Consider the following 20,719-nt stretch of genomic DNA (forward strand, 5'->3'; position numbering starts at 1 on the left):
CGTTCCCCACCGTGCGCAGCCGGGATTTTTCATTGATCCCGCAATCAGTGTGGGAGCGAGCCTGCTCGCGAAGGGGCCGGCACATTCAGTATTGATGTCAACTGACAGACCGCCTTCGCGAGCAGGCTCGCTCCCACAGGTATTGTGCAACCGCGGACTATTTACCCACCGGCCAAAACCGTTCCCCACCGTGCGCAGCCGGGATTTTTCATTGATCCCGCAATCAGTGTGGGAGCGAGCCTGCTCGCGAAGGGGCCGGCACATTCAGTATTGATGTCAACTGACAGACCGCCTTCGCGAGCAGGCCCGCTCCCACAGGTATTGTGCAACCGCGGACTATTTACCCACCGGCCAAAACCGTTCCCCACCCCCCGGTGCATCCGTCCACGCCTGCAACGACCGGGTCGGCAAATCGAAATAATCCCGGGTACGCGCATAGCCATGGCCACCCATGCGCCCAATCGCATCGAGCCCCAGTTGATCGATGTACAGGGTTTTCGGGTCGATCAGTTCGTCCCGCACATGGGCCATCAGCACTTCGCCAAAGATGATCTCCCGCGACTGGCCGATGGACAGCGCCATCATTCGCCGGCATTCCAGTGCCACCGGGGCTTCGCCGATGCGCGGGCATTTGACCGTGGTGCCGGGAATGGCGGTGAGGCCGGCGGCGGTCAGCTCGTCGAAACCGGGGGCGAAGGGCACGGCGCAGACATTCATTGCTTCCACCAGGGCATCGCTGACGATGTTGACGGTGAATTCCTGGTTGAGCTGGATGTTGCGCGTGGTGTCCTTGGGGCTCTGATCACCGTAGTTCTCCACGCCCAACGCGAGGATCGGCGGATCGGCCGAGAGCGCATTAAAGAAGCTGAACGGCGCGGCATTGACGCGGCCTTCGCCGTCGACAGTGGTGACCAGGGCAATAGGTCGTGGCACCACGCTGCCGATCAGAATCTTGTATTTGTCCCGCGCACTCAGGGTGCTGAAATCGAAGCTTTGCATGGGCGGCATTCTCTAAGGAAGTGGATCAATGGCACTCAGCGGCGCCTGTGCGCTGTAGTCGTCGGCGAAGGGAATGGCCGGTTGGAACAGGGTTTTCCAGTCCGGTTGGCCGAAGGCCCGGTCGCTGTGACTGCGCATCAGTTTTTCGAATTGTCGTTGGGCCTGGCGCTGCAGGGCGGGGTAGTCGACTCCGTTGACCTGACCGTCCTGCATCACACAGCGGCCGTCGATCCAACTGGCGATGCAGTCGTCACCGCGCCCGGCCAGCATCAGGTTTTTCAAGGGATCGAACAGCGGCCCCAGGTGCAGGCCACGCAGGTTGAACACGGTGATGTCGGCCTTTGCTCCCGGCGCCAGTCGCCCAAGGTCATCGCGGCCCAGGGCCCTGGCACCGCCGAGGGTGGCGGCGTTGTACAGATCGAGGGTGCTGGTCAGCGTGTTGCCGCCCTCCATCAGTCGCGCGATGTTCAAGCCCTGGCGCATGTTGTCCAGCAAATCCGCCGGCCAGGTGTCGGTGCCCAGGGCGAAGTTGATGCCCTTGGCCCGATAGCGACCGAACGAGTCCAATGCCTCGCCGTCCCGGGCGAACACCACCGGGCAATGCACCAGGCTGGCGCCGCCGTCCACCACCCTTTGCAGGTCATCATCGCCACGGGTGTAAATGCCGTGGGGCAGCAGGCTGCGCGGGGTCAGCAGGTCAAGTTGCTGCAACCAGCCCAACGGTGACGCACCGCGCAATTGCTCGACCATCGCCACTTCGCCAAGGCCCTGGCAGCAATGCAGACGCATCGGCGCATTGAGTTCCCGGCTCAGCGCAGCGGTGCGCAGTAACAGCGCCGGTGTGCAGGTCTGGATGCGGTCCGGCAGCAGCGCACCGCGGATCAGGCCGTCATTCGTGCCGTCGAAATCCCTGAAAAACCGTTGCGCCGCGTCGAGTCCGGCCATGCCCCGGGCTTCGTCCCAGTGGTGGGCCAGCGTGCCGTCGGCTTGCCAGTAACTCATGCCACTCATGTAGCAGGGGCCGAGGTAAGTGCGCAGCCCCAGTTCGGCGGCTACACCGGCCACTGCTGCAAACTCGTCATAGGTTTCCGCCCATTCGCGGTAATACATCGAGGTAATCGGCATGGCCGTTGTGATGCCGTTGCGGATCAGCTGCGTGAAGGCGTAGCGGTACTTGAAGACTTCTTCGTCCGGGCTGTAGCTCTCCCGGGGGCCACGCGCCAGGTATTCGGCGGACCACATCCGGCCCATATCGCGCTCGTCGCCGTTGTCCAGGGTCAACACCGTGGAATCGAGATCGCCCAAAGCATCGAGGTCAATGAAACCGGGGCCGATCAACGCGTTGCCGTAGTCGATCCACTGATCCACCGGTCCCGGGTAATCGCGGCCGACAAACACAATGTGCGCGCCTTCGAACACCACCTCACCGTTGCGCCAGAGCACGTGTTTGGTGCCGTCGAAGCCGACCACGCAGCTGCTTTTGAGGCCGATGCGCTTCACAAACGGCTGTCCAGCAAACGGCCACCCGAAGCGATCAACTGCCCGCCGCGATAAACCTGACGCAGGGGGCGCGACACCACGGCTTCACCCAGGGTCTGTACCGGCATCAGCAGAAAGTCCGCAGGCCGGCCGATTTCCACGCCATATCCATCACAGCCCAGGGCCCGGGCACCATTCACAGTCGCTGCGTCGAACGCCGCCGCCAGTTCCTCGTCCTTGTTCAAGTCGAAACGGAACGCCAGCAACATCGCCCGCTCCAGCATGTCGCCGTTGCCCATGGGCGACCAGGCGTCGCGAATACCGTCCGAGCCCAGGCACACATTCACCCCGGCTTCGCGCAGGGCGAGGAATGGGGGTACCGCACAATCGGCCGGCGCCGAACTCATCAACGAAATCCCCAGTGTCGCCAGGCGTCCGGCCACCGGTTTGACCTGGCTCCACGGCAACATGCCGAGGCAGTAGGCATGGCTGATCATCACCCGGTCCTGAAGCCCGAAGCGCTCGGTGTAGTCGGCGATCAGTTTGATCTGCCACAGGCCCAACTCGCCCTTGTCGTGCAGGTGAATGTCGACGCCACGGTCGAATTCGCTGGCCAGTTTGAACACGAAGTCCAGTTGCGCGATGGGGTCGTTGTCGATGCCGCAGGGGTCGAGGCCGCCGACGTTCTCCACGCCCAACGCCATGGCTTCGCACATCAGCTCGGCGGTGCCGGGGCGACTGATCAGGCCGGTTTGCGGGAAGACCACCAGTTGCAGGTCGATCAAGTCGCGGTATTTTTCACGCAGTTGCTGCATGGCCTCGACATGGCGCAGGCCGAATTCCGGGTCAATGTCGACGTGGCAACGCAGGGTCAGCGAACCACGGGCGATGCAGTTCTCCAGCAGGGCGCCGGCCCGTTGTGCAATGGGGGCTTCGACTTCGCGCAGTACACGACGCTCGTTGGCGATGTAGTCCTTGAGGTTCGGACCGGCACTGTTCGGACGCCAGGGCTGGCCCCAGAGGGTTTTGTCCAGGTGCACGTGGCTTTCCACCAGGGCTGCGGTGAGCAATTGGTTCTGGCCGTCGATGTCGGTGGCGAGCAGTTCGCTGGTCGAGGCCGGGCGACGCTGGGTGAAGCGGCCGTTTTCGATCAGCAGGTCTTCGGCGGCGGCGCCGTAGGGGCGCACGTTGCGTAGCCAGCGGGGGGGAGTCATTGCGTACCTCAAATTCGGTGTTGTGTGGGAGGGCCTCTTCGCGAGCAGGCTCGCTCCCACAGGGGAATGCATTTCAAATGTGGGAGCGAGCCTGCTCGCGAAGGCCGCGACTGGGTTTCAGATCAGCCCTTGAGCTTCGCCCAGATCCGGTCCTGCAGTTCCCGCGCCTTGTTGCTGCATTCCTTTTCAGGACGCAGGCGCGAGGCGAACTCGTCGGGCATGTTGATGGCGTCCATGACCCGCCATTTGGCATCGATCAGCTTGTCGCTCTGGATGCCGTTGGCGTAGGCGATGGCGTTGGACACGGCCGCGGCGTTTTCCGGTTTCATCATCCAGTCGATGAAGATTTTCGCGTTGCCGGGGTGCGGTGCGCTTTTCGGTACGGCGAAGTTGTCCTGGAACATCGCCAGGCCTTCTTTCGGATACACGTACTTGATGGTGCTCTTCTGCAAGGTGGCCCGCGCGGTAGAACCGTTCCAGTTCTGCATCATGATCACCTCACCGGAGGCCATGCGGTCGACGGTGTTGTCCGAGCTGTACATCTTCAGGAACGGTTTCTGCTTTTGCAGCAGTTCCAGAATGCGCTTGGCGTCCTGCGGGTTTTCCGTGCATTCGTCGACGTTCAGGTAATGGCTGGCGGCGTTGATCACGCTGCTGGACGTGTCGAGGGCGGCGAGTTGGCCTTGCAGTTCCTTGCGCGGCTCGAAGAACTCTTTCCACGAGTCATCGAGCTTGCCGCCGGGCACCCGCGCGCTGTCATAGGAGAACCCGGTGGTGCCCCACAGGTACGGTGCCGAGAATTTGCGGCCGGGGTCGAAGCTCGGGTCGCGGAACGCCGGCTTCACGTACTGGAAGTTGGGCAGGGTCGGCGCGTCGATTTCCAGCAACAGGTTCTGGTTGATCAGGGTGCGCATGATCGACTGCGACGGCACGATCACGTCATAGGCGGCGCCACCGGCCTGCAACTTGGCCAGCAGGGTTTCGTTGCTGTCGTAGCCGTCCATGGTGACCTTGATGCCGGTCTCCTTCTCGAACTTGGCCAGCAGGTCCACCGGGTAATAATCGGTCCAGTTGTAGAAGAACAGTTGCTTGGGCTCGGCGGCCTGGGCGCTGATGGCGGTGAAGCAACTCAGGGCCAGACCGGTGACGGCGAAACACATGTTTTTGATGTTCTTTTTCATGGGCTTTTTATTCATAACAGCGGGCTCCAGGGTTTATTGGTTTTTACCGCGCTGTCCCAGCCAGAAGGCCAGCACCACCAGCACGATGGAAATCACCAGCATCAGGGTCGAGATCGCATTGATCTCCGGCGTCACGCCGGCCTTGATCGCCGAGAAGATGTACACCGGCAGGGTCGTGGAACCGGGGCCGGCGACGAAGAAGGTCATGATGAAATCGTCCAGGCTGACCACGAACGCCAGCACCGAACCGGACAGCACCGCCGGCCACAACAGCGGCAGCGTCACCCGCCGGAACACCTGCCAGGGATTGGCGTACAGATCGTTCGCCGCTTCCAGCAGACTCTTGTCCAGGTCATTGAGCCGCGCGCGGATCGGCAGGTAGGCGAAGGGAATGCAGAAGCCGATATGGGCGACGATCACCGTCAGCAAACCGAGCTTGATCCCCAGCGCCATGAACAGCAGCAGGGTGGCGACGGCGGTGACGATTTCCGGCAGGATCAGCGGCAGGTTGATCCCGCCTTCGACCATCTTCTGCCCGTAGAACGGCCGGTAAGTTGCCAGTGCCGCGAGCAAGGCAATCGCCGTGGCGCACACTGTGGCGATACCGGCGACGATGATCGAGTTCAGCGCGGCGGTCTGGATCGACGGGTTGGCCAGGATGCGTCCATACCAGTCGAACGAAAACTCGGTCCATACCGTCGCCGAGCGGTTGGCGTTGAAGCTGTAGGCGATCAGCACGAAGATCGGCAGGTACAGGTAGGCCAGGATCAGCAGGCTGACTTCCCGGGTTATCGGCAGTTTTTTCAGGTGCAGGGCGATCATGCGGTGGCTCCCCGACGAAGAGTGTTGGCGGCACTGCGGCTGTAGAGGGCATACAGCACCAGGGACAGCAGCAGAATCCCCAGCAGCAGGAACGACAGAGAACTGCCCAGCGGCCAGTTGCGCGCGGTGCCGAACTGTTGCTGGATCAGATTGCCGATCATCAGGGTCTTGCCGCCGCCGAGAATTGCCGGCGTGATGAAGGCGCCGAGGCTGGGCACGAATACCAGCAGGGAACCGGCAATCACTCCCGGCATCGACAGCGGCAGGATGATCCGCCGCAGCGCATGCCAGCGGTTGGCGCCCAGGTCATAGGCCGCTTCCACCAGACGCCAGTCGAGTTTTTCAAGGGTCGAGTAGATCGGCAGAATCATGAACGGCAGGAAGCTGTAGACCAGCCCGACGCTGACGGCGAAGTCGTTGTAGAGCAGGGTGATGCCGCCGGCGCTGGGGAACAGCGCATTGAGGCTCTGGGCGACCCAGCCCTGTTCGCGCAGGATGATCAGCCAGGCGTAATTGCGGATCAGCAGGTTGGTCCAGAAGGGGATGGTGATCAGCAGAACCATCAGGTTGCGTCGACGGGGTGTCAGGCTCGACATCCACAGCGCCACCGGAAAGCCGAACAGGAAACACAGCACCGTGGTACCACCGGCCTGGAACACCGAGCGCAACAGTGCCTGGGCGTAGACCCAATTGAGCTCAAGCTCACCGTCGAAACCTTCCTGGAAAAACAACTGCACGTAGCTTTGCAATTGCCAGTCGGCCTGCCAGTCGACGCCACCGTAGACGTTGCGCGGCAGCAGGCTGATATAGCCCATGATGCCCAGCGGAATGGCGATCAGGGCCAGCAGGGTCAGAACCACCGGGCTGAGCAACAGCGCGCGGTTAAGGGCGGGAGAAGTGCTGCTGACGCTCATCTCAGGCCTCCATCAACAGGCAGGCGTGAGGCGGCAGGTTGACCGCCACGCGATCACCGACGCCACGGCTGCGGTTCAGGCCTTCGTTGTTTTCACGCAGCATGACCTTGATGTCGTTGTTCAAGCGGCACTGGTAGAGGGTTGCGGTGCCGACGTACAGCACGGCCTCGATCACCCCGCGCAGGTGATGCGGTTGCGCCGGGTCCACCAGTTGCGAACGTTCCGGGCGGAACGCCAGCTGCACCTTGCCGTCGATGCCTTGGGCCGGGCAGGGGATTTCCACCGGCATACCGCTGGGCACGAACAGGTGTTCGTTGTTTTGCCCGCGTTTGAGGTGCCCGGGCAGGAAGTTGATGTCACCAATGAACTGGGCGACGAATTGATGCTGCGGCCGTTCGTAGATGTCGTTGGGCGTACCGATCTGCAGGATCTTGCCGGCGGACATCACGGCAATGCGATCGGACAGGGTCAGGGCTTCTTCCTGATCGTGGGTGACAAAAATGAAGGTGATGCCCGCTTCCTTTTGCACACGCTTGAGCTCAACCTGCATTTCCTTGCGCAGCTTGAGGTCCAGCGCCGACAGTGGTTCGTCGAGCAGCAACACTTTGGGTTTCGGCGCCAAGGCCCGGGCCAGAGCCACCCGTTGCTGCTGGCCGCCGGACAGTTCTGCCGGTTTGCGTCGGGCCAGGTGCTGCATTTGCACCAGCGCCAGCATTTCATCGACCCGCTGCGGGATCAGCTTGCGATCAAGACCCTGCATCTCGAGGCCGAAGGCGATATTCTGCGCAACACTCATGTGCGGAAACAACGCGTAACTCTGGAACACTGTGTTGACCCGCCGCTTGAACGGCGGCAAGTCGTTGACGGGTTCGCCAGCGAGGCGGATTTCACCGTCGCTGACGTGCTCGAAGCCGGCGATGGTGCGCAGCAGGGTGGTTTTGCCACAGCCGGAGGGGCCAAGCAGGGTGAAGAACTCGTTGTCGGCAATATCGACCGATACATGATCGAGGGCCGGTGCCAGGCCGGGATCGTCGGAATATCGCTTGGAGACGTTACGCACTTCAATTGCAACTGGATGACCCATAATGGTGCATTCCTCTAATTATTGTATGCAAAATCTGGATGCAATTTAGAGATACCCGGATTAACCTGCTCGTGCAACCCCCTTTTTCAAGGCTGTTCATTCGCCTGGGACCGGTCGCATAGCGCTCAAGGAGTCATCGAATGGCGGAAAAGAAACTGGAAACCACGGTCGACCGCGTCTACCAAGGGGTTTACGAGGCGATCAGCAAGCGCACCCTGCGGCCCGGCATGAAGCTCGGCGAGGCCTCGCTGGCTGAACTTTTCAATGTCAGCCGCACGTCGGTTCGTGCCGCGCTCAAGCAACTGGAAGCCGATGGCCTGGTCACCACCGAGCCCAATAAAGGTGCGTCGGTCTCGTTGCCCAGCGACGAAGAGATCCGTTCGCTGTTCGAAACCCGGCGCCTGGTCGAGATCGGCATTGTCAGCGAGTTGTGCCGTCGGCGAGATACCGCCGTGACCCAGGACTTGCGCGATCACCTGTTGCTGGAGGACGAAGCGCACCAAAGCGGCGACCATGAGCGGTTGATTCATCTGCTCGGTGAGTTCCACATCAAACTCGCCCGCAGCTTGAACAATCCGGTATTGCTGGACTGGTTCCAGAAACTGATTTCCCGGGCTTCGCTGTACGCCGCCGCCCTGGATGACGACAGCCACGAAGCCTGTCGCGACGACGAACATTTGCGCTTGATCGAATACATCGAAGCGGGCAACCAGAGCGCGGCGATCGAACTGACTTGCATGCACTTGAATGGCATTGAGAAAGCGATTCTCGATGTCGCTGCCACCTTGAAAACCAGCTACAACCCGCTCAAGCATTTGATTGAGGTGTAGCCGCACGGCTAGCAACTTGTGGGAGCGAGCCTGCTCGCGAAGGCGGAGTGTCAGTCGCCATAGATGTTGAATGTGCCGGCCCCTTCGCGAGCAGGCTCGCTCCCACCGGGATCTGCGGTGGCCATGGGTCCCGCGAGAATCAGCTATACCTCTATGAAACCATTGGCATCCGCGATGCTCGAAACAAACGGGTGCAGTCACCGGATACAGAGCCAGCCAATGCAGTTTCTAGACGATAGCCACGGGTGTGCCGGCTGGAGCGGCGAAATGGCCGGGCGCATTCGTGCGTTCGATTGGAGCCACACCGAGCTTGGCGCCATCGAAACCTGGCCCAGGAGCCTGAACAGCACGGTACAGCTGATGCTCGCCTCGCCGCTGCCGATGGTGATGCTTTGGGGCCGGCCCGGCTACATGATCTACAACGACGCCTATTCGAAATTTGCCGGCGGGCGCCATCCCTACCTGTTGGGTTCGCCGGTGGAGCTGGGCTGGCCGGAAGTCGCCGATTTCAACCGGCATGTGGTCGATACCTGCCTCGCCGGCGGCACCTTGTCCTACCGTAACAAAGTGCTGGTGCTGCTGCGCGATGGAGTGCCCGAAGACGTCTGGCTGGATCTGTATTACAGCCCGGTCGCCAACGATGACGGCTGCCCTGCAGGCGTCATGGCAATGGTGGTCGAAACCACCGAATTCGTGATTTCCGAACGCCTGCGCCAGGCCGCCGAAAATGCTTATCGCGCCGACAACGAACGGGTGCGCCTGGCACTCAATGCCGGAGCCTTGCTTGGCTCGTTTGTCTGGGACATCAAGGCTGACGTGCTGAGCGGCGATGAACGCTTTGCCCGCACCTTTTCCTATCCTGCCGGGCAAGCCCTGGACAACCTGCCCCAGGACATCGCCGAAGCGCGCATCCATCCCGATGATCGCAGCTGGGTTCAGGAGCAAGTCAAACAGTCCATGGAAACCGCCGCACCCTTTAACGCCGAATACCGGGTGCTGCGCCCCGATGGCACTTACCTGTGGGTGCTCGCCAGCGGTTGCTGCGAGTTTGATGAGCAGGGCGAACCGTTTCGGTTCCCCGGGGTATTGATTGACATCCATGAACGCAAGACTGCCGAAGAGTCCCTGCTCAGGTTCACCCGTAATCTGGAGCAGCGCGTAGCCGACGAAGTCGACGCGCGGCTGGCGGCGGAAGAGCAACTGCGTCAGTCACAGAAACTCGAAGCCATCGGCGGCTTGACCGGTGGCGTGGCCCACGATTTCAACAACCTGTTGCAAGTGATCGCCGGTAACCTGCACTTGCTGGCGCGTCATGAGCCGGGCAATGCCAACGTGCAGCGCCGTGTGGCGGCATCGATTGCTGCCGTGGAGCGCGGCGCCAAACTGTCTTCGCAATTGCTCGCCTTCGCACGGCGCCAGCCGCTGTCCCCGGCGATTTGCACGCCGCAGCAGATTTTCGACGGCCTGGGCGAGCTGTTGCAGCGTGCCCTGGGGGAAACCCTGCAGATCCAGATGAGCGCTGCCGAAGATCCCTGGGCAGTGTTTGTCGATCGCAATCAACTGGAAAACACCATCCTCAACCTCGCGATCAATGCCCGGGACGCGATGAAGGGTGAGGGGATCATTGAGTTGAGCGCCGACAACGTCACCCTCGACCGCACGTTCTGCGCGGGCAAGGGGATCGTCGCCGGCGACTATGTGCGTGTGACGGTGGCCGATACCGGCTCCGGCATGCCGCCGCAAGTGCTGGCACAAGCCTTCGAACCGTTTTTCACCACCAAGCCCGACGGCCAGGGCACGGGGCTGGGCCTGAGCATGGTGTTCGGTTTCGTCAAGCAGAGCGGTGGGCATGTCGAGATGTCCAGCACCGTCGGGGAGGGCACCCGGGTGCAGCTGTATTTCCCGCGCAGCCTGCGTACAGCGGACAGTGAGGCAGCAGTCCTTGATATTCCGCAACGGGGTGGGCACGAACGGATTCTGGTGGTCGAGGACAATGAAGCCGTGCGCACTTCGACGGTGGAGTTGCTGCGCGAAGAGGGTTATCAGGTGCTGACGGCGGCCAATGCCGACGTCGCCATGCAGATGTTGCTGGAGGGCGTGGTGGTGGACCTGATCTTCACCGACGTGGTCATGCCCGGCCTGATCAAGAGCTCTGACCTGGCGGCGTGGGCGAAAGTGCAGAACCCACCTTTGGCCGTACTGTTCACCTCCGGTCACACCCGTGACATTATCTCGCGCAACCACCAACTCAGCCCCGACACCCATTTGCTGAGCAAGCCCTACAGCCCACAAGCGCTGACCCAGATGATCCGCACCGTCCTCAACGGTTAAGAAAACCCATTGTGGGAGCGAGCCTGCTCGCGAAAGCGGAGTGTCAGGCAACATCTATGTTGAATGACAGATCGCATTCGCGAGCAGGCTCGCTCCCACAGGGGAATGGTGTTTTTTCAGTAATTTATGTAAGGCGACCCGATGATTTCAACGCGCACCTCAACTCCCCCCTCAGGCATGGTCAGGGTGCGCGGCGCCCGGGAACACAACCTCAAGAACATCGATGTCGATATCCCCCGCGATGCCCTGGTGGTGTTCACCGGGGTGTCGGGTTCGGGGAAGTCTTCCCTGGCGTTTTCGACCCTGTACGCCGAGGCGCAACGGCGTTATTTCGAATCTGTGGCGCCTTATGCGCGGCGCCTGATCGATCAGGTCGGGGTGCCGGATGTCGACTCCATCGAAGGCTTGCCGCCGGCAGTGGCCTTGCAGCAACAACGGGGTACGCCGAGTACGCGTTCTTCGGTGGGCAGCGTCACGACCCTGTCGAGCCTGATCCGCATGCTGTATTCGCGCGCCGGCAGTTATCCGGCGGGGCAGCCGATGCTGTACGCCGAAGACTTTTCGCCGAACACACCCCAGGGCGCCTGCGCCGAATGCCATGGCCTGGGTCGGGTGTATGAAGTCACCGAAGCGCTGATGGTACCGGACCCGAGCCTGAGCATTCGCCAGCGTGCGGTCGCTTCCTGGCCATTGGCCTGGCAGGGCCAGAACCTGCGGGACATCCTCGTGACCATGGGCTACGACGTCGATATCCCTTGGCGTGAACTGCCGAAAAAACAGCGCGACTGGATTCTCTTCACTGAAGAAACCCCGACGGTGCCGGTGTATGCCGGGCTCACCCCGGAAGAAACCCGGGTCGCCCTCAAGCGCAAGATGGAGCCGAGTTACCAAGGCACCTTCACCGGCGCACGGCGCTACATCCTGCACACCTTCACCCATTCGCAAAGTGCGCTGATGAAGAAGCGCGTCTCGCAATTCATGCTCGGCAGCCCTTGCCCGTTGTGCGACGGCAAACGCCTCAAGCGCGAGGCCTTGTCGGTGACCTTCGCCGGCTACGACATCGGTGAGTTGTCGCAGATGCCATTGCTGCAAGTGGCCGACGTACTCAGGCCGGTGGCCGCCGAGCATTATCTGCAGGAGGGCGAGGAGGCGGGTGAGGTGCTGACCCACCGCCAGACCCGCGAAGCCCGAGAACAGCGCGTCGCCCACGGCGCCAGTGGTCACGCCAATGCGCCGGATGTACGGCACACGCCGAACCTGTCGGTGGAAAAACGCCTGGCCGCGCAACGGATCGCCCAGGACCTGCTGGAAAGGGTCAGCACATTGACTGACCTCGGCCTCGGTTACCTGGCACTGGAGCGCAGCACCCCGACACTGTCGTCCGGCGAATTGCAGCGCCTGCGCCTGGCAACACAGTTGGGCTCGCAGTTGTTCGGTGTGATCTACGTGCTGGACGAACCATCGGCCGGCTTGCACCCGGCCGATGGCGAGGCGTTGTTCGAGGCCCTGCAACGCTTGAAAGCCGCCGGCAACACCTTGTTCGTGGTCGAACACGACCTGGAAACCATGCGCCGCGCCGACTGGTTGATCGATGTCGGACCGGCGGCGGGTGAGCATGGCGGTCGGGTGCTGTACAGCGGCGCACCCATGGGGCTGGCCGATGTCACTGATTCACAAACCCGCGCTTATCTATTCGCCGGACACATCGCCACATCCCGAACCTTGCGCAAGCCAAGCGATTGGCTGCGTCTGGAAGGCATCACCCGCAATAACCTGAACAACCTCGACGTCGAGTTTCCGCTGGGGTGTTTTACCGCGGTGACCGGGGTTTCGGGTTCGGGCAAATCCAGCCTGGTCAGCCAGGCCTTGCTGGAGCTGGTTGGCGCGCACCTCGGTCGCCCGTCCACTGACACCGACTCGCAAGAGCCGAGCCTGGAAGACGATGCGCCGCAAGTCAGCGGTGGCCAGGTGACGGCGGGACTGGCGTCGATCAAACGTCTGGTGCAAGTCGACCAGAAACCCATCGGCCGCACCCCGCGCTCCAACCTGGCAACCTACACCGGGCTGTTCGACAACGTGCGCAAGCTCTACGCCGCCACGCCCGAGGCCCAGGCGGCGGGTTATGACGCCGGGCAGTTTTCCTTCAACGTCGCCAAGGGCCGCTGCCCGACCTGCGAAGGCGAGGGTTTTGTCAGCGTCGAGTTGCTGTTCATGCCCAGTGTCTATGCACCATGCCCGACCTGCCACGGCGCCCGCTACAACCCAGAAACCCTGGCAATCACCTGGCAGGGGCGCAACATTGCCCAGGTACTGCAACTGACCGTGGACCAGGCGGTCGAGGTCTTCGCCGAGCAAGCAGCCGTGCGTCGTTCGTTGGAGGTACTGCGCGATATCGGCCTGGGTTACCTGCGTCTCGGCCAACCGGCGACGGAGCTGTCCGGCGGCGAAGCCCAGCGCATCAAGCTGGCCACCGAGCTGCAACGCAATCAGCGCGGGGCGACGCTGTACGTGCTCGATGAACCCACCACCGGGTTGCACCCGCGGGACGTCGATCGCTTGCTTGAACAGTTGAACAACCTGGTGGAGGCGGGGCACACGGTGATCGTTGTCGAACATGAAATGCGCGTGGTGGCGCAGAGTGACTGGGTGATCGATATTGGTCCAGGGGCTGGGGATCAGGGGGGCAAGATTGTCGTGGCGGGCGCACCGCAGAAAGTGGCCAAGAGCAAAAAGAGCCGGACGGCGCCGTTCCTTGCCAGGACTTTGGGCTTGGCTTGAATGGGCGGTGAATCTGCTGGCCTCTTCGTCGGATCGCCGCCCGGAGCCGGCTCGCTCCCACAATGGGTCTTTGGCGTTCACAATTGTCCGGTAGGAGGCTGATGAAGGGAACGTTGACCGCGTCGTGACTTCGAAACTACAAGGCCCGAGTGTTTCGGCCGCGTACTTGCAGTGATGAACGAGGTTCTTATGAAAGAGAAAAATCTTGGCGAACCCCCGCAAAGCACCCCGGAGCCACAGAGCGGTGATACGGCGGTTGACCAGAAAAACCGCCATACCGATAACGACAATGAATTCAGTCCGGGCTTCAAGCCCAACCCGGATCGACCCAAGCCCAGCGATGACACGGATGCCGATATCGACACGGATGGTGGCTAGGTGGCGGACATAAAACTGGCAGGCAGACACAAAATATGTGGCGAGGGAGCTTGCTCCCGCTTGAGTGCGCAGCACTCACAAAAATCGCACTGAGATCGCAAAGGTTGTCAGATTTTTGGGGCTGCTCTGCGCAGCCCAGCGCGAGCAAGCTCGCTCGCCACAAGGATCACAGCTCCATTATTTGCCCGGATGGGCAGCCTGGAGTTTTTTCGCCATATCCAGATGTTTTTCCAGCCCAGGCAACATTTTCTGCGCAAAGCCTTTCAGCTCGGTAGCGCCTTTGGTTCTGTCATCCGTCACCGTGTTGGCTTGCTTCTCGAACAGCTCAATGGCGTCTTCGTGGGCCTTGACCTGATTGTTGGCGTAGGCCGCGTCGAAGGACTCGTCACGCATGTCGAGGATTTTTTCCTTGGCCTGCTTTACCAGCGTCGTGTCGTCTGGCACTTCGATGTCATTCTTTTTCGCGATGGTCGCCAGTTCATCGTTGGCCTTGCCATGGTCGGTGATCATCATGTTGGCGAATGCCTTGATGTCTGCCGATTGGCTCTTTTCCAGCGCCAGGCGGCTGGTTTCGATTTCCGCGATACCACCGGCGGCGGCCTTGTCGACAAAGTCGTTGGAGGTGGCTGCGAATGCCGTGCCGATGCTGGTACTCAAGGCAACGGCCAGAGCGAGGTGGCGCAAGTTGAATCCGTCCATAGGTGCTTCTCCACACAAGTGATCGAGGTGATCGTTAACCTGTGGAGGCTGGCGCCCGGGCAAAGGTTTTATCGTTTTTGATACAGGGCGACGAACGGACACCGCTGGTCAGACAGATGGTCGACAGAACCGGCCAACCAAGGCCATTCTGATAGTTGGCGAACGCAATCAGTCGCGTTTGCTACCGATTAACAAACGGAGGTGTTCCATGCCGGTGCCCCACGACCTTTTTCAGGATCTGAAACGCACAAAGGAAGAAATCCAGAAGAAACGCGCCGAGGATCCGTTACTGGATTCACTGATCAACAAGTATTCCCAGGCGGATAAAGCTGTGGTGGAGGCAGAGGAAGCCAAATCCAGCGATGACGCGGTGACCAAGCTCAAGGCGAAGCGCCTGGAGGTCAAGGACAAGATCGTCAAACAACTCCAGTCGTCGTCCTGATTCAGCGTAATGAGTCACCGACGACCGGTGATTGAACCGTTGGAACGGCGATTAAAACCGGCACCTCGAGTGTTCAGAGTCCGAACATCGGGCTCCATGCGAGGTGCCACATGAAGCAAAAATACCCCGCGAAAAAAACCAACAATCCCTGTGGGAGCGAGCCTGCTCGCGAAGACGGCGTGTCAGATACATCTGTGTCGACTGACACACCCTCTTCGCGAGCAGGCTCGCTCCCACAGGGTTATCCGGGTTATTTCTCCAAGGCGGTACTCAATGGCAACCGCACCATGTTCTTCGCCTTCAGCGAGCCGAAATACAACCACTCCCCATACTCACGTACCGTGGTAACCGGCGAGTAATTGCCGCTGCTGCCATCCTGCAGGTTGGCGATCACCTTGCCCTCGATGTCCAGGCCCAGGGCAAACGCGCGTTTCTCTACCGGTTTGGGAAGGATCGTCATGGCCCGCACGATCATCTTGCGCACGAACGGATGCGCCGCCGTGGCATCGAGCAGTGCGTTGCGCGGCGCGTACAACGCCACCCAGAAACGGTCGCGGCCATTGAATGCCAGGTTATCCGGCAGCCCCGGCAGGTTGTCGATGAACAGATCGTGGGTGCCGGCCTTGGGGCCGCTCAGCCAGTAACGACTGATGCGATAGGCGCCGGTTTCGTTGACCAGCACAAAGGCATCGTCCGGCCCCAGGGTGACGCCATTGGCAAACTCCAGCTTGTCCAGCAAGACTGTGGTCTTGCCTGTCTGGAAGTCATAACGCAACAAGCGTCCGTCACCACCGTGCTCGATGATGGCCTCGCCGTCCTCGCCGTAGCCGAAGCGGCTGGAGGCGTCGCTGAAATAGGCGTAGTGCCCGGATTTGTCGATGGCCACGTCATCGGTGAAACCGAAGGGTACGCCGGCGGCTGTCGTGGTCATTGCCACCAGGCGACCCTGGGCATCCAGCGACAGCAAGCCCTTGACCGCGTCGGCGATCACCAGCAAACCATTGGGGTGCCGAGCCAGTCCCAGGGGCCGGCCCCCGGTATCGGCCAGGACTTTGGTGACCTTGCCGTCGAGACTGGTGCGGATCAGCCGACCGTCATGCAAACCGGTGATCAGCGCATCGCCTTCCAGCAGCAGCGCCTCCGGGCCGTCGATGTTCGCGGCGCCGACCCGCTCCACGCCCTTGAGACGGTGATTATCGGCATAGACGCCGCTGCTGAGAGACGGCGCGGGCTGCGGCGTCCAGGCCACCGGTTGCACTTTGGTCGGCATCAGCAGCAGGAACGCGCCAATGGCAATGATCACCAGCAACAGGCAGTGGTGAAATCTGATCCGTCGCCTCACGCGTTGACTCCGCACTGCGCCAGGTGTTTTTGCGCCATTTCGCGCAGTGCCAGCATCGACGCCGCCGACTCACGATCGATCCGGCGCCTGAGCAGCAGTTTGTTGGCGACGCGCATCCCCAGGCCGTTGAACTGATACTCAAGCGTGCGGATAAACAGCGTGCCGTCGCCCTTGGCTTCACACTCATAGGTCAGTATCAAAGACAGACCGTGGTCGCCCTGGGCCTGGGCAATCCAGCGCCGCCCCGGCAGGTACTCGTCCACCACCCAGCTCAGATGCCCGTCACGCCCGCCGGCCCGGATGTCCTCTTCGAACCGCGCGCCGGCATGCAGGGGGCCTCGCTGTCCGTTGATCTTGAGCGATGACGGATGCCACTCCGGCCAACGGGTTACGGAACTGGCGTAGGCGAGTACGTCGATGGGATTTCCAGCAATCTCGATCTGATGCTTCATGCGCGTCATGGGCGTTCTCGTCGGGTACGGGGTGGCCTGCTCCGGCTCCCAGTAGAGGGTGCCGAACAGATAATCCATCAGCGGGAAAACGATGTTGAAATTGCGCTCCTGCATCATTTCGCGGCGGTGATGCAATTCGTGCAGGCGCCGCATCTGGCGGATCCACGGCAGGCGCGTCAACGGATTGTGCGGCGGCAGGTGTTCGCAGGCGTGAAACACCTCATAGGCCAGGTAGCCGAGGACCAGGCAGCCTGCGACCAGCCCGGCGACGTTGGCATCGAACTGCTTGAGCAGCCACCAGATCGGCAAGGTGATGACCAGCGTGTGCAAGACGATCAACCAGGCCGGAAACAGAATCACCCGCCAGTCGCGGGCGCTGTCGTAGGTCATGTACCCGGGTGCGAAAAAACTGTGATGGTCGCCGGCATGGCGCGCGTAGAACATCCGCGCGAAGGCTTTTTTGTGATGGCCCAGGTGTCGATGCACCAGGTACACACCCAGGTTGAAGAGCAACAAGGTCAGTGGCACCGCCAGCCACGCCAGCGGTTGCACCCGGTGCACGGTGCTCCAGAATGCCGCAATGGCCAAAATGCCGAACAGCAGCACGAAGGCGCCATGCAGCCACGGGTTGTAGAGCGGGTGAATGTTGGCGCGGTAACGGCTGCGGAATGCTTCGGTGGTCTGCCTCACTGCAATCACCTGTCGTTATTGTTATCTCCAGCAGATTAGTCGATCCCGGCGTTTTGGTTGGATGAACCTTGAGGACACAACGGCCATGATCCGGTGCAAACCGGACTCAGGTCAGCGGGTTCCAGCGTTGCGACCAGTCGTCATCGATCTTGATGACTTCGCGCAGCAGATCGAAGGCCCGTTGCAGGGTTTCCGAATCGCGGTCGCGGGAGTAGACCAGGTACGTCGGGTAACTGAACTCCGGGGCCTTGGGCACTTGCTCCAGCACGCCGCTTTCCAGATAACTCTGCACGACGCGGGTGCGGAAGTAGCCGCTGCCGCCATTTTCGAGGATGTACTGCAAAGCCAGCGGGCCCAGGTTGAAGCTCAGGGCCGCCTTGGCTTTTTCCGGCAGGGCGGCATCGTGCTGGCGACGGAAATCCTGACCCCAATCGATGTACACATAGGGATCGGCGCGTCCGGGTTGGCGCACGAGGATGAGTTTCTCTTCCAGAATCTGCTCGACTTGCAGGCGCGGCCAGTATTCGGGCTGATAGACCAGTGCCGCATCCAGCACCCCGAGTTCCAGTTGGCGCAGCAGGTTTTCACCGTCGCGGATCTCCATGCGCAGCGCATGGCTGGGGATTTTTTCCCGCAGTTCGCCGGCCCAACTGAGCATCAACGGATTGCACAGACTGACCTCGCCACCGATGTGCAGCACGTCGTGGTATCCCTCGGGCAGCGGCAGGTCCCGGCGCGCGGCTTCCCAGGTTTCCACCAGTTGATTGGCGTACACCACGAAGGCTTCGCCGTTGGGTGTCAGGCGCGCCCCGGCACGATTGCGCACAAACAGGGTGCTGCCCAGCTGGCTTTCGAGTTTCTGAACCCGCGCGGTGATCGCGGTCTGAGTGACGTGAAGCTTCTCGGCAGCCGCGGCAAGGCTGCCGTGGCGGACGATTTCCAGAAAGGTGCGGGCGAGGTCGATGTCCATGGGGTGGCCGGTGTGGGAGGTGCCCGCATTGTAAGAACACCGCTTACCCTGTGGCGAGGGGATTTAACTGTGGCGAGGGGATTCATCCCCGTTGGGTCGCGCAGCGGCCCCCGACACTCATCAGGCAGACCGCGTCGCCTGAATTTACGGCTGCTTCGCAGCCGAACGGGGATGAATCCCCTCGCCACAGGTATCCCCCCTAACCACAGGTTTTTTCGCTGACCCGGAATTCAAAACGCAAAGCACGAACAGCCAAACGCTCCCCAGAACTCTCGAAAATCACTGACCGGCGCATTCGACAATCGCGCCCGCTCATGACTGTGCGCATGCACCGCACAGGCCCCGACGCACTGATGAACCTGTGCCGTCAGCGGCGTTGCTCTCCAGTGCCCCGGCACCTTGGCCACCGGCGACCACTCCGGCACCACCGGGATAGGCGGTGGCCCGAGTTTTTCAAACTCGGCGCTGCCGTAGACAATCTTGCCGTCGACGATGGTCAGTACCGCTTCGATGTCCTTGATCCCGTTGTCCTCGATGTGGAAGTAGTCCGCCGACAGTGCAATGAGATCCGCCAGTTGCCCGACCTTGATCTGGCCTTTCTTGCCTTGCTCGGAGGAGAACCAGGCGCTGCCGTGGGTGAAGATTTCCAGTGCGGTATCGCGGCTCAAGCCTTGTGGGTACAGCTCCAGACCGCCGACGGTGCGCCCGCTGACCAGCCAGTACAGTGACGTCCAGGGGTTGTAACTCGACACCCGCGTGGCGTCGGTGCCGGCGCCCACCGGCACGCCCTCGGCCAGCATGCGGGCAATCGGCGGCGTGTGTTCGGCGGCCTTGGCGCCATAGCGCTCGACGAAGTATTCGCCCTGGAAGGCCATGCGATCCTGAATCGCGATGCCACCGCCCAGGGCTTTGACCCGCTCGATGTTGCGAGGGGAGATGGTTTCGGCGTGGTCGAAAAACCAGGGCAATCCAGCAAAGGGGATGTCGCGATTGACCTTCTCGAACACGTCGAGCATGCGACTGATGGATTCGTTGTAGGTCGCGTGCAAGCGGAACGGCCAGCGCTGCTCCACCAAATGGCGCACCACCGGTTCCAGGTCCTGCTCCATGCCGGACGGCAGGTCCGGGCGCGGTTCGAGGAAGTCTTCGAAGTCGGCGGCGGAGAACACCAGCATTTCCCCGGCACCGTTGTGGCGCAGGAAGTCATCGCCCTGATGCAACTTGACGCTGCCGGTCCAGTTGCGGAAATCCGCCAGTTCTTCCTTGGGTTTCTGGGTGAACAGGTTGTAGGCGATGCGCACTGTGAGCTGTTGGTCCTGGGCCAGTTGCTGGATGACTTGATAGTCGTCGGGGTAGTTCTGATAGCCGCCGCCGGCATCGATCGCACTGGTGACCCCCAGGCGATTGAGTTCGCGCATGAACTGGCGCGTCGAGTTGACCTGGTGCTCCAGCGGCAGCTTCGGCCCCTTGGCCAGGGTCGAGTAGAGAATCATCGCATTGGGGCGGGCGATCAGCAGGCCGGTGGGGTCACCATTGGCATCGCGCTGGATTTCGCCGCCGGGCGGGTTCGGCGTGTCGCGGGTATAGCCCACCACCTTCAAGGCTGCGCGGTTGAGCAGGGCGCGGTCGTAGAGGTGCAGGATAAACACCGGGGTGTCGGGGGCGGCCTTGTTCAGTTCGTCAAGGGTGGGCAGGCGTTTCTCGGCGAACTGGAACTCGTTCCAGCCACCGACAACCCGCACCCATTGCGGCGTCGGGGTACGGTCGGCCTGCTCCTTGAGCATGCGCAGTGCATCGGCCAGCGAGGGCACGCCTTCCCAACGCAGTTCGAGGTTGTAATTGAGGCCACCACGGATCAGGTGCAAGTGCGAGTCGTTGAGGCCAGGAATCACCGTGCGTCCGTGCAGGTCGATGACTTGTGTAGCAGGTCCTTGCACGGCCATGGCCTGGGCATCGCTGCCCACCACCACGAAACGCCCGTCCTTGATCGCGACGGCACTGGCCTGGGGTTTCTTGCGGTCGACGGTGTGCAGTCGTCCGTTGTACAGGATGAGGTCGGCGGGCGTTTCCGGCATCGTTTTACTGCCTGCGAACAGCGGACTGATCCAGGCACC

General features: G+C 61.6%; 17 protein-coding genes. 5 read left to right on the forward strand and 12 right to left on the reverse strand.

Annotated features, from left to right (window positions below):
- Window positions 1-336: 336 nt before the first annotated feature.
- From CKW21_RS14565 to CKW21_RS14595, 7 genes are all read right to left on the reverse strand, one after another.
- Window positions 337-999 (reverse strand): flavin reductase family protein, encoded by a 663-nt coding sequence (locus CKW21_RS14565; RefSeq protein ID WP_095194891.1) that lies wholly within the window; start codon window positions 997-999, stop codon window positions 337-339.
- Window positions 1,000-1,011: 12 nt separating this feature from the next.
- Window positions 1,012-2,499 (reverse strand): amidohydrolase family protein, encoded by a 1,488-nt coding sequence (locus CKW21_RS14570; RefSeq protein ID WP_095194656.1) that lies wholly within the window; start codon window positions 2,497-2,499, stop codon window positions 1,012-1,014.
- The gene (locus CKW21_RS14575; protein ID WP_095194657.1) at window positions 2,496-3,692 is read right to left on the reverse strand and encodes an amidohydrolase family protein; all 1,197 of its coding nucleotides are present in this window, start codon (window positions 3,690-3,692) and stop codon (window positions 2,496-2,498) included. The genes CKW21_RS14570 and CKW21_RS14575 overlap by 4 nt, the downstream gene beginning before the upstream one ends.
- Before the next feature lie 122 nt (window positions 3,693-3,814).
- Window positions 3,815-4,888 carry an extracellular solute-binding protein gene (locus CKW21_RS14580; RefSeq protein WP_256590228.1) on the reverse strand — a complete coding sequence of 358 codons (1,074 nt, stop codon included), beginning with the start codon at window positions 4,886-4,888 and terminating at the stop codon, window positions 3,815-3,817.
- Between the two features lie 18 nt (window positions 4,889-4,906).
- Window positions 4,907-5,695 (reverse strand): ABC transporter permease, encoded by a 789-nt coding sequence (locus tag CKW21_RS14585; RefSeq protein WP_095194658.1) that lies wholly within the window; start codon window positions 5,693-5,695, stop codon window positions 4,907-4,909.
- On the reverse strand, window positions 5,692-6,609 hold the full coding sequence (locus CKW21_RS14590; RefSeq protein WP_095194659.1) for an ABC transporter permease: 918 nt from the start codon (window positions 6,607-6,609) through the stop codon (window positions 5,692-5,694). The genes CKW21_RS14585 and CKW21_RS14590 overlap by 4 nt, the downstream gene beginning before the upstream one ends.
- Before the next feature lies 1 nt (window position 6,610).
- Window positions 6,611-7,693, reverse strand: coding sequence for an ABC transporter ATP-binding protein (locus CKW21_RS14595; RefSeq protein WP_095194660.1), 1,083 nt, complete (start codon window positions 7,691-7,693; stop codon window positions 6,611-6,613).
- Window positions 7,694-7,833: 140 nt separating this feature from the next.
- Between CKW21_RS14595 and CKW21_RS14600 the strand changes: the two genes are divergently transcribed.
- The 4 genes from CKW21_RS14600 (at window position 7,834) to CKW21_RS14615 (ending at window position 14,010) form a co-directional block, all read left to right on the forward strand.
- Window positions 7,834-8,523, forward strand: coding sequence for a GntR family transcriptional regulator (locus CKW21_RS14600; protein ID WP_095194661.1), 690 nt, complete (start codon window positions 7,834-7,836; stop codon window positions 8,521-8,523).
- A 219-nt stretch (window positions 8,524-8,742) separates the two neighbouring features.
- A complete protein-coding gene (locus tag CKW21_RS14605) occupies window positions 8,743-10,854 on the forward strand; it encodes a PAS domain-containing sensor histidine kinase (protein WP_170948670.1) in 2,112 nt (703 codons plus the stop codon).
- Between the two features lie 141 nt (window positions 10,855-10,995).
- The gene (locus tag CKW21_RS14610) at window positions 10,996-13,632 is read left to right on the forward strand and encodes an excinuclease ABC subunit UvrA (protein WP_095194663.1); all 2,637 of its coding nucleotides are present in this window, start codon (window positions 10,996-10,998) and stop codon (window positions 13,630-13,632) included.
- Window positions 13,633-13,821: 189 nt separating this feature from the next.
- Window positions 13,822-14,010: a hypothetical protein gene (locus tag CKW21_RS14615; RefSeq protein ID WP_095194664.1), complete on the forward strand. Its 189-nt coding sequence runs from the start codon at window positions 13,822-13,824 to the stop codon at window positions 14,008-14,010.
- Between the two features lie 177 nt (window positions 14,011-14,187).
- On the opposite strand, the gene CKW21_RS14620 is transcribed toward CKW21_RS14615, so the two are convergent.
- Window positions 14,188-14,709 (reverse strand): DUF4142 domain-containing protein, encoded by a 522-nt coding sequence (locus CKW21_RS14620; RefSeq protein ID WP_095194665.1) that lies wholly within the window; start codon window positions 14,707-14,709, stop codon window positions 14,188-14,190.
- Between the two features lie 208 nt (window positions 14,710-14,917).
- Here CKW21_RS14620 and CKW21_RS14625 point away from each other — a divergent pair, with 208 nt between their 5' ends.
- On the forward strand, window positions 14,918-15,151 hold the full coding sequence (locus CKW21_RS14625) for a DUF465 domain-containing protein (RefSeq protein WP_008059225.1): 234 nt from the start codon (window positions 14,918-14,920) through the stop codon (window positions 15,149-15,151).
- Window positions 15,152-15,401: 250 nt separating this feature from the next.
- On the opposite strand, the gene CKW21_RS14630 is transcribed toward CKW21_RS14625, so the two are convergent.
- The 4 genes from CKW21_RS14630 to CKW21_RS14645 form a co-directional block, all read right to left on the reverse strand.
- Window positions 15,402-16,493, reverse strand: a complete 1,092-nt coding sequence (locus CKW21_RS14630; RefSeq protein ID WP_095194666.1) for an SMP-30/gluconolactonase/LRE family protein — start codon at window positions 16,491-16,493, stop codon at window positions 15,402-15,404.
- Complete coding sequence (locus CKW21_RS14635) at window positions 16,490-17,635, reverse strand: SRPBCC family protein (protein ID WP_095194667.1); 1,146 nt, start codon at window positions 17,633-17,635, stop codon at window positions 16,490-16,492. Before CKW21_RS14635 ends, CKW21_RS14630 begins: the two co-directional genes overlap by 4 nt.
- A 106-nt stretch (window positions 17,636-17,741) precedes the next feature.
- The gene (locus CKW21_RS14640; protein WP_095194668.1) at window positions 17,742-18,605 is read right to left on the reverse strand and encodes a LysR family transcriptional regulator; all 864 of its coding nucleotides are present in this window, start codon (window positions 18,603-18,605) and stop codon (window positions 17,742-17,744) included.
- Between the two features lie 230 nt (window positions 18,606-18,835).
- A complete protein-coding gene (locus CKW21_RS14645) occupies window positions 18,836-20,680 on the reverse strand; it encodes an amidohydrolase (protein WP_095194893.1) in 1,845 nt (614 codons plus the stop codon).
- Window positions 20,681-20,719 lie beyond the last annotated feature (39 nt).

This window comes from Pseudomonas sp. Irchel 3A7 (assembly GCF_900187565.1).
In the GTDB taxonomy this organism is placed as follows: domain Bacteria; phylum Pseudomonadota; class Gammaproteobacteria; order Pseudomonadales; family Pseudomonadaceae; genus Aquipseudomonas.

Bases quoted from the DNA above. Each gene is read 5' to 3' on its own strand.
- CKW21_RS14625 (WP_008059225.1), top strand. From the start codon at position 14,918: ATGCCGGTGCCCCACGACCTTTTTCAGGATCTGAAACGCACAAAGGAA.
- CKW21_RS14590 (WP_095194659.1), bottom strand. From the start codon at position 6,609: ATGAGCGTCAGCAGCACTTCTCCCGCCCTTAACCGCGCGCTGTTGCTC.
- CKW21_RS14575 (WP_095194657.1), bottom strand. From the start codon at position 3,692: ATGACTCCCCCCCGCTGGCTACGCAACGTGCGCCCCTACGGCGCCGCC.
- CKW21_RS14605 (WP_170948670.1), top strand. From the start codon at position 8,743: ATGCAGTTTCTAGACGATAGCCACGGGTGTGCCGGCTGGAGCGGCGAA.
- CKW21_RS14600 (WP_095194661.1), top strand. From the start codon at position 7,834: ATGGCGGAAAAGAAACTGGAAACCACGGTCGACCGCGTCTACCAAGGG.
- CKW21_RS14610 (WP_095194663.1), top strand. From the start codon at position 10,996: ATGATTTCAACGCGCACCTCAACTCCCCCCTCAGGCATGGTCAGGGTG.
- CKW21_RS14620 (WP_095194665.1), bottom strand. From the start codon at position 14,709: ATGGACGGATTCAACTTGCGCCACCTCGCTCTGGCCGTTGCCTTGAGT.
- CKW21_RS14585 (WP_095194658.1), bottom strand. From the start codon at position 5,695: ATGATCGCCCTGCACCTGAAAAAACTGCCGATAACCCGGGAAGTCAGC.
- CKW21_RS14565 (WP_095194891.1), bottom strand. From the start codon at position 999: ATGCAAAGCTTCGATTTCAGCACCCTGAGTGCGCGGGACAAATACAAG.
- CKW21_RS14580 (WP_256590228.1), bottom strand. From the start codon at position 4,888: ATGAATAAAAAGCCCATGAAAAAGAACATCAAAAACATGTGTTTCGCC.
- CKW21_RS14595 (WP_095194660.1), bottom strand. From the start codon at position 7,693: ATGGGTCATCCAGTTGCAATTGAAGTGCGTAACGTCTCCAAGCGATAT.
- CKW21_RS14640 (WP_095194668.1), bottom strand. From the start codon at position 18,605: ATGGACATCGACCTCGCCCGCACCTTTCTGGAAATCGTCCGCCACGGC.
- CKW21_RS14645 (WP_095194893.1), bottom strand. From the start codon at position 20,680: ATGCCGGAAACGCCCGCCGACCTCATCCTGTACAACGGACGACTGCAC.
- CKW21_RS14615 (WP_095194664.1), top strand. From the start codon at position 13,822: ATGAAAGAGAAAAATCTTGGCGAACCCCCGCAAAGCACCCCGGAGCCA.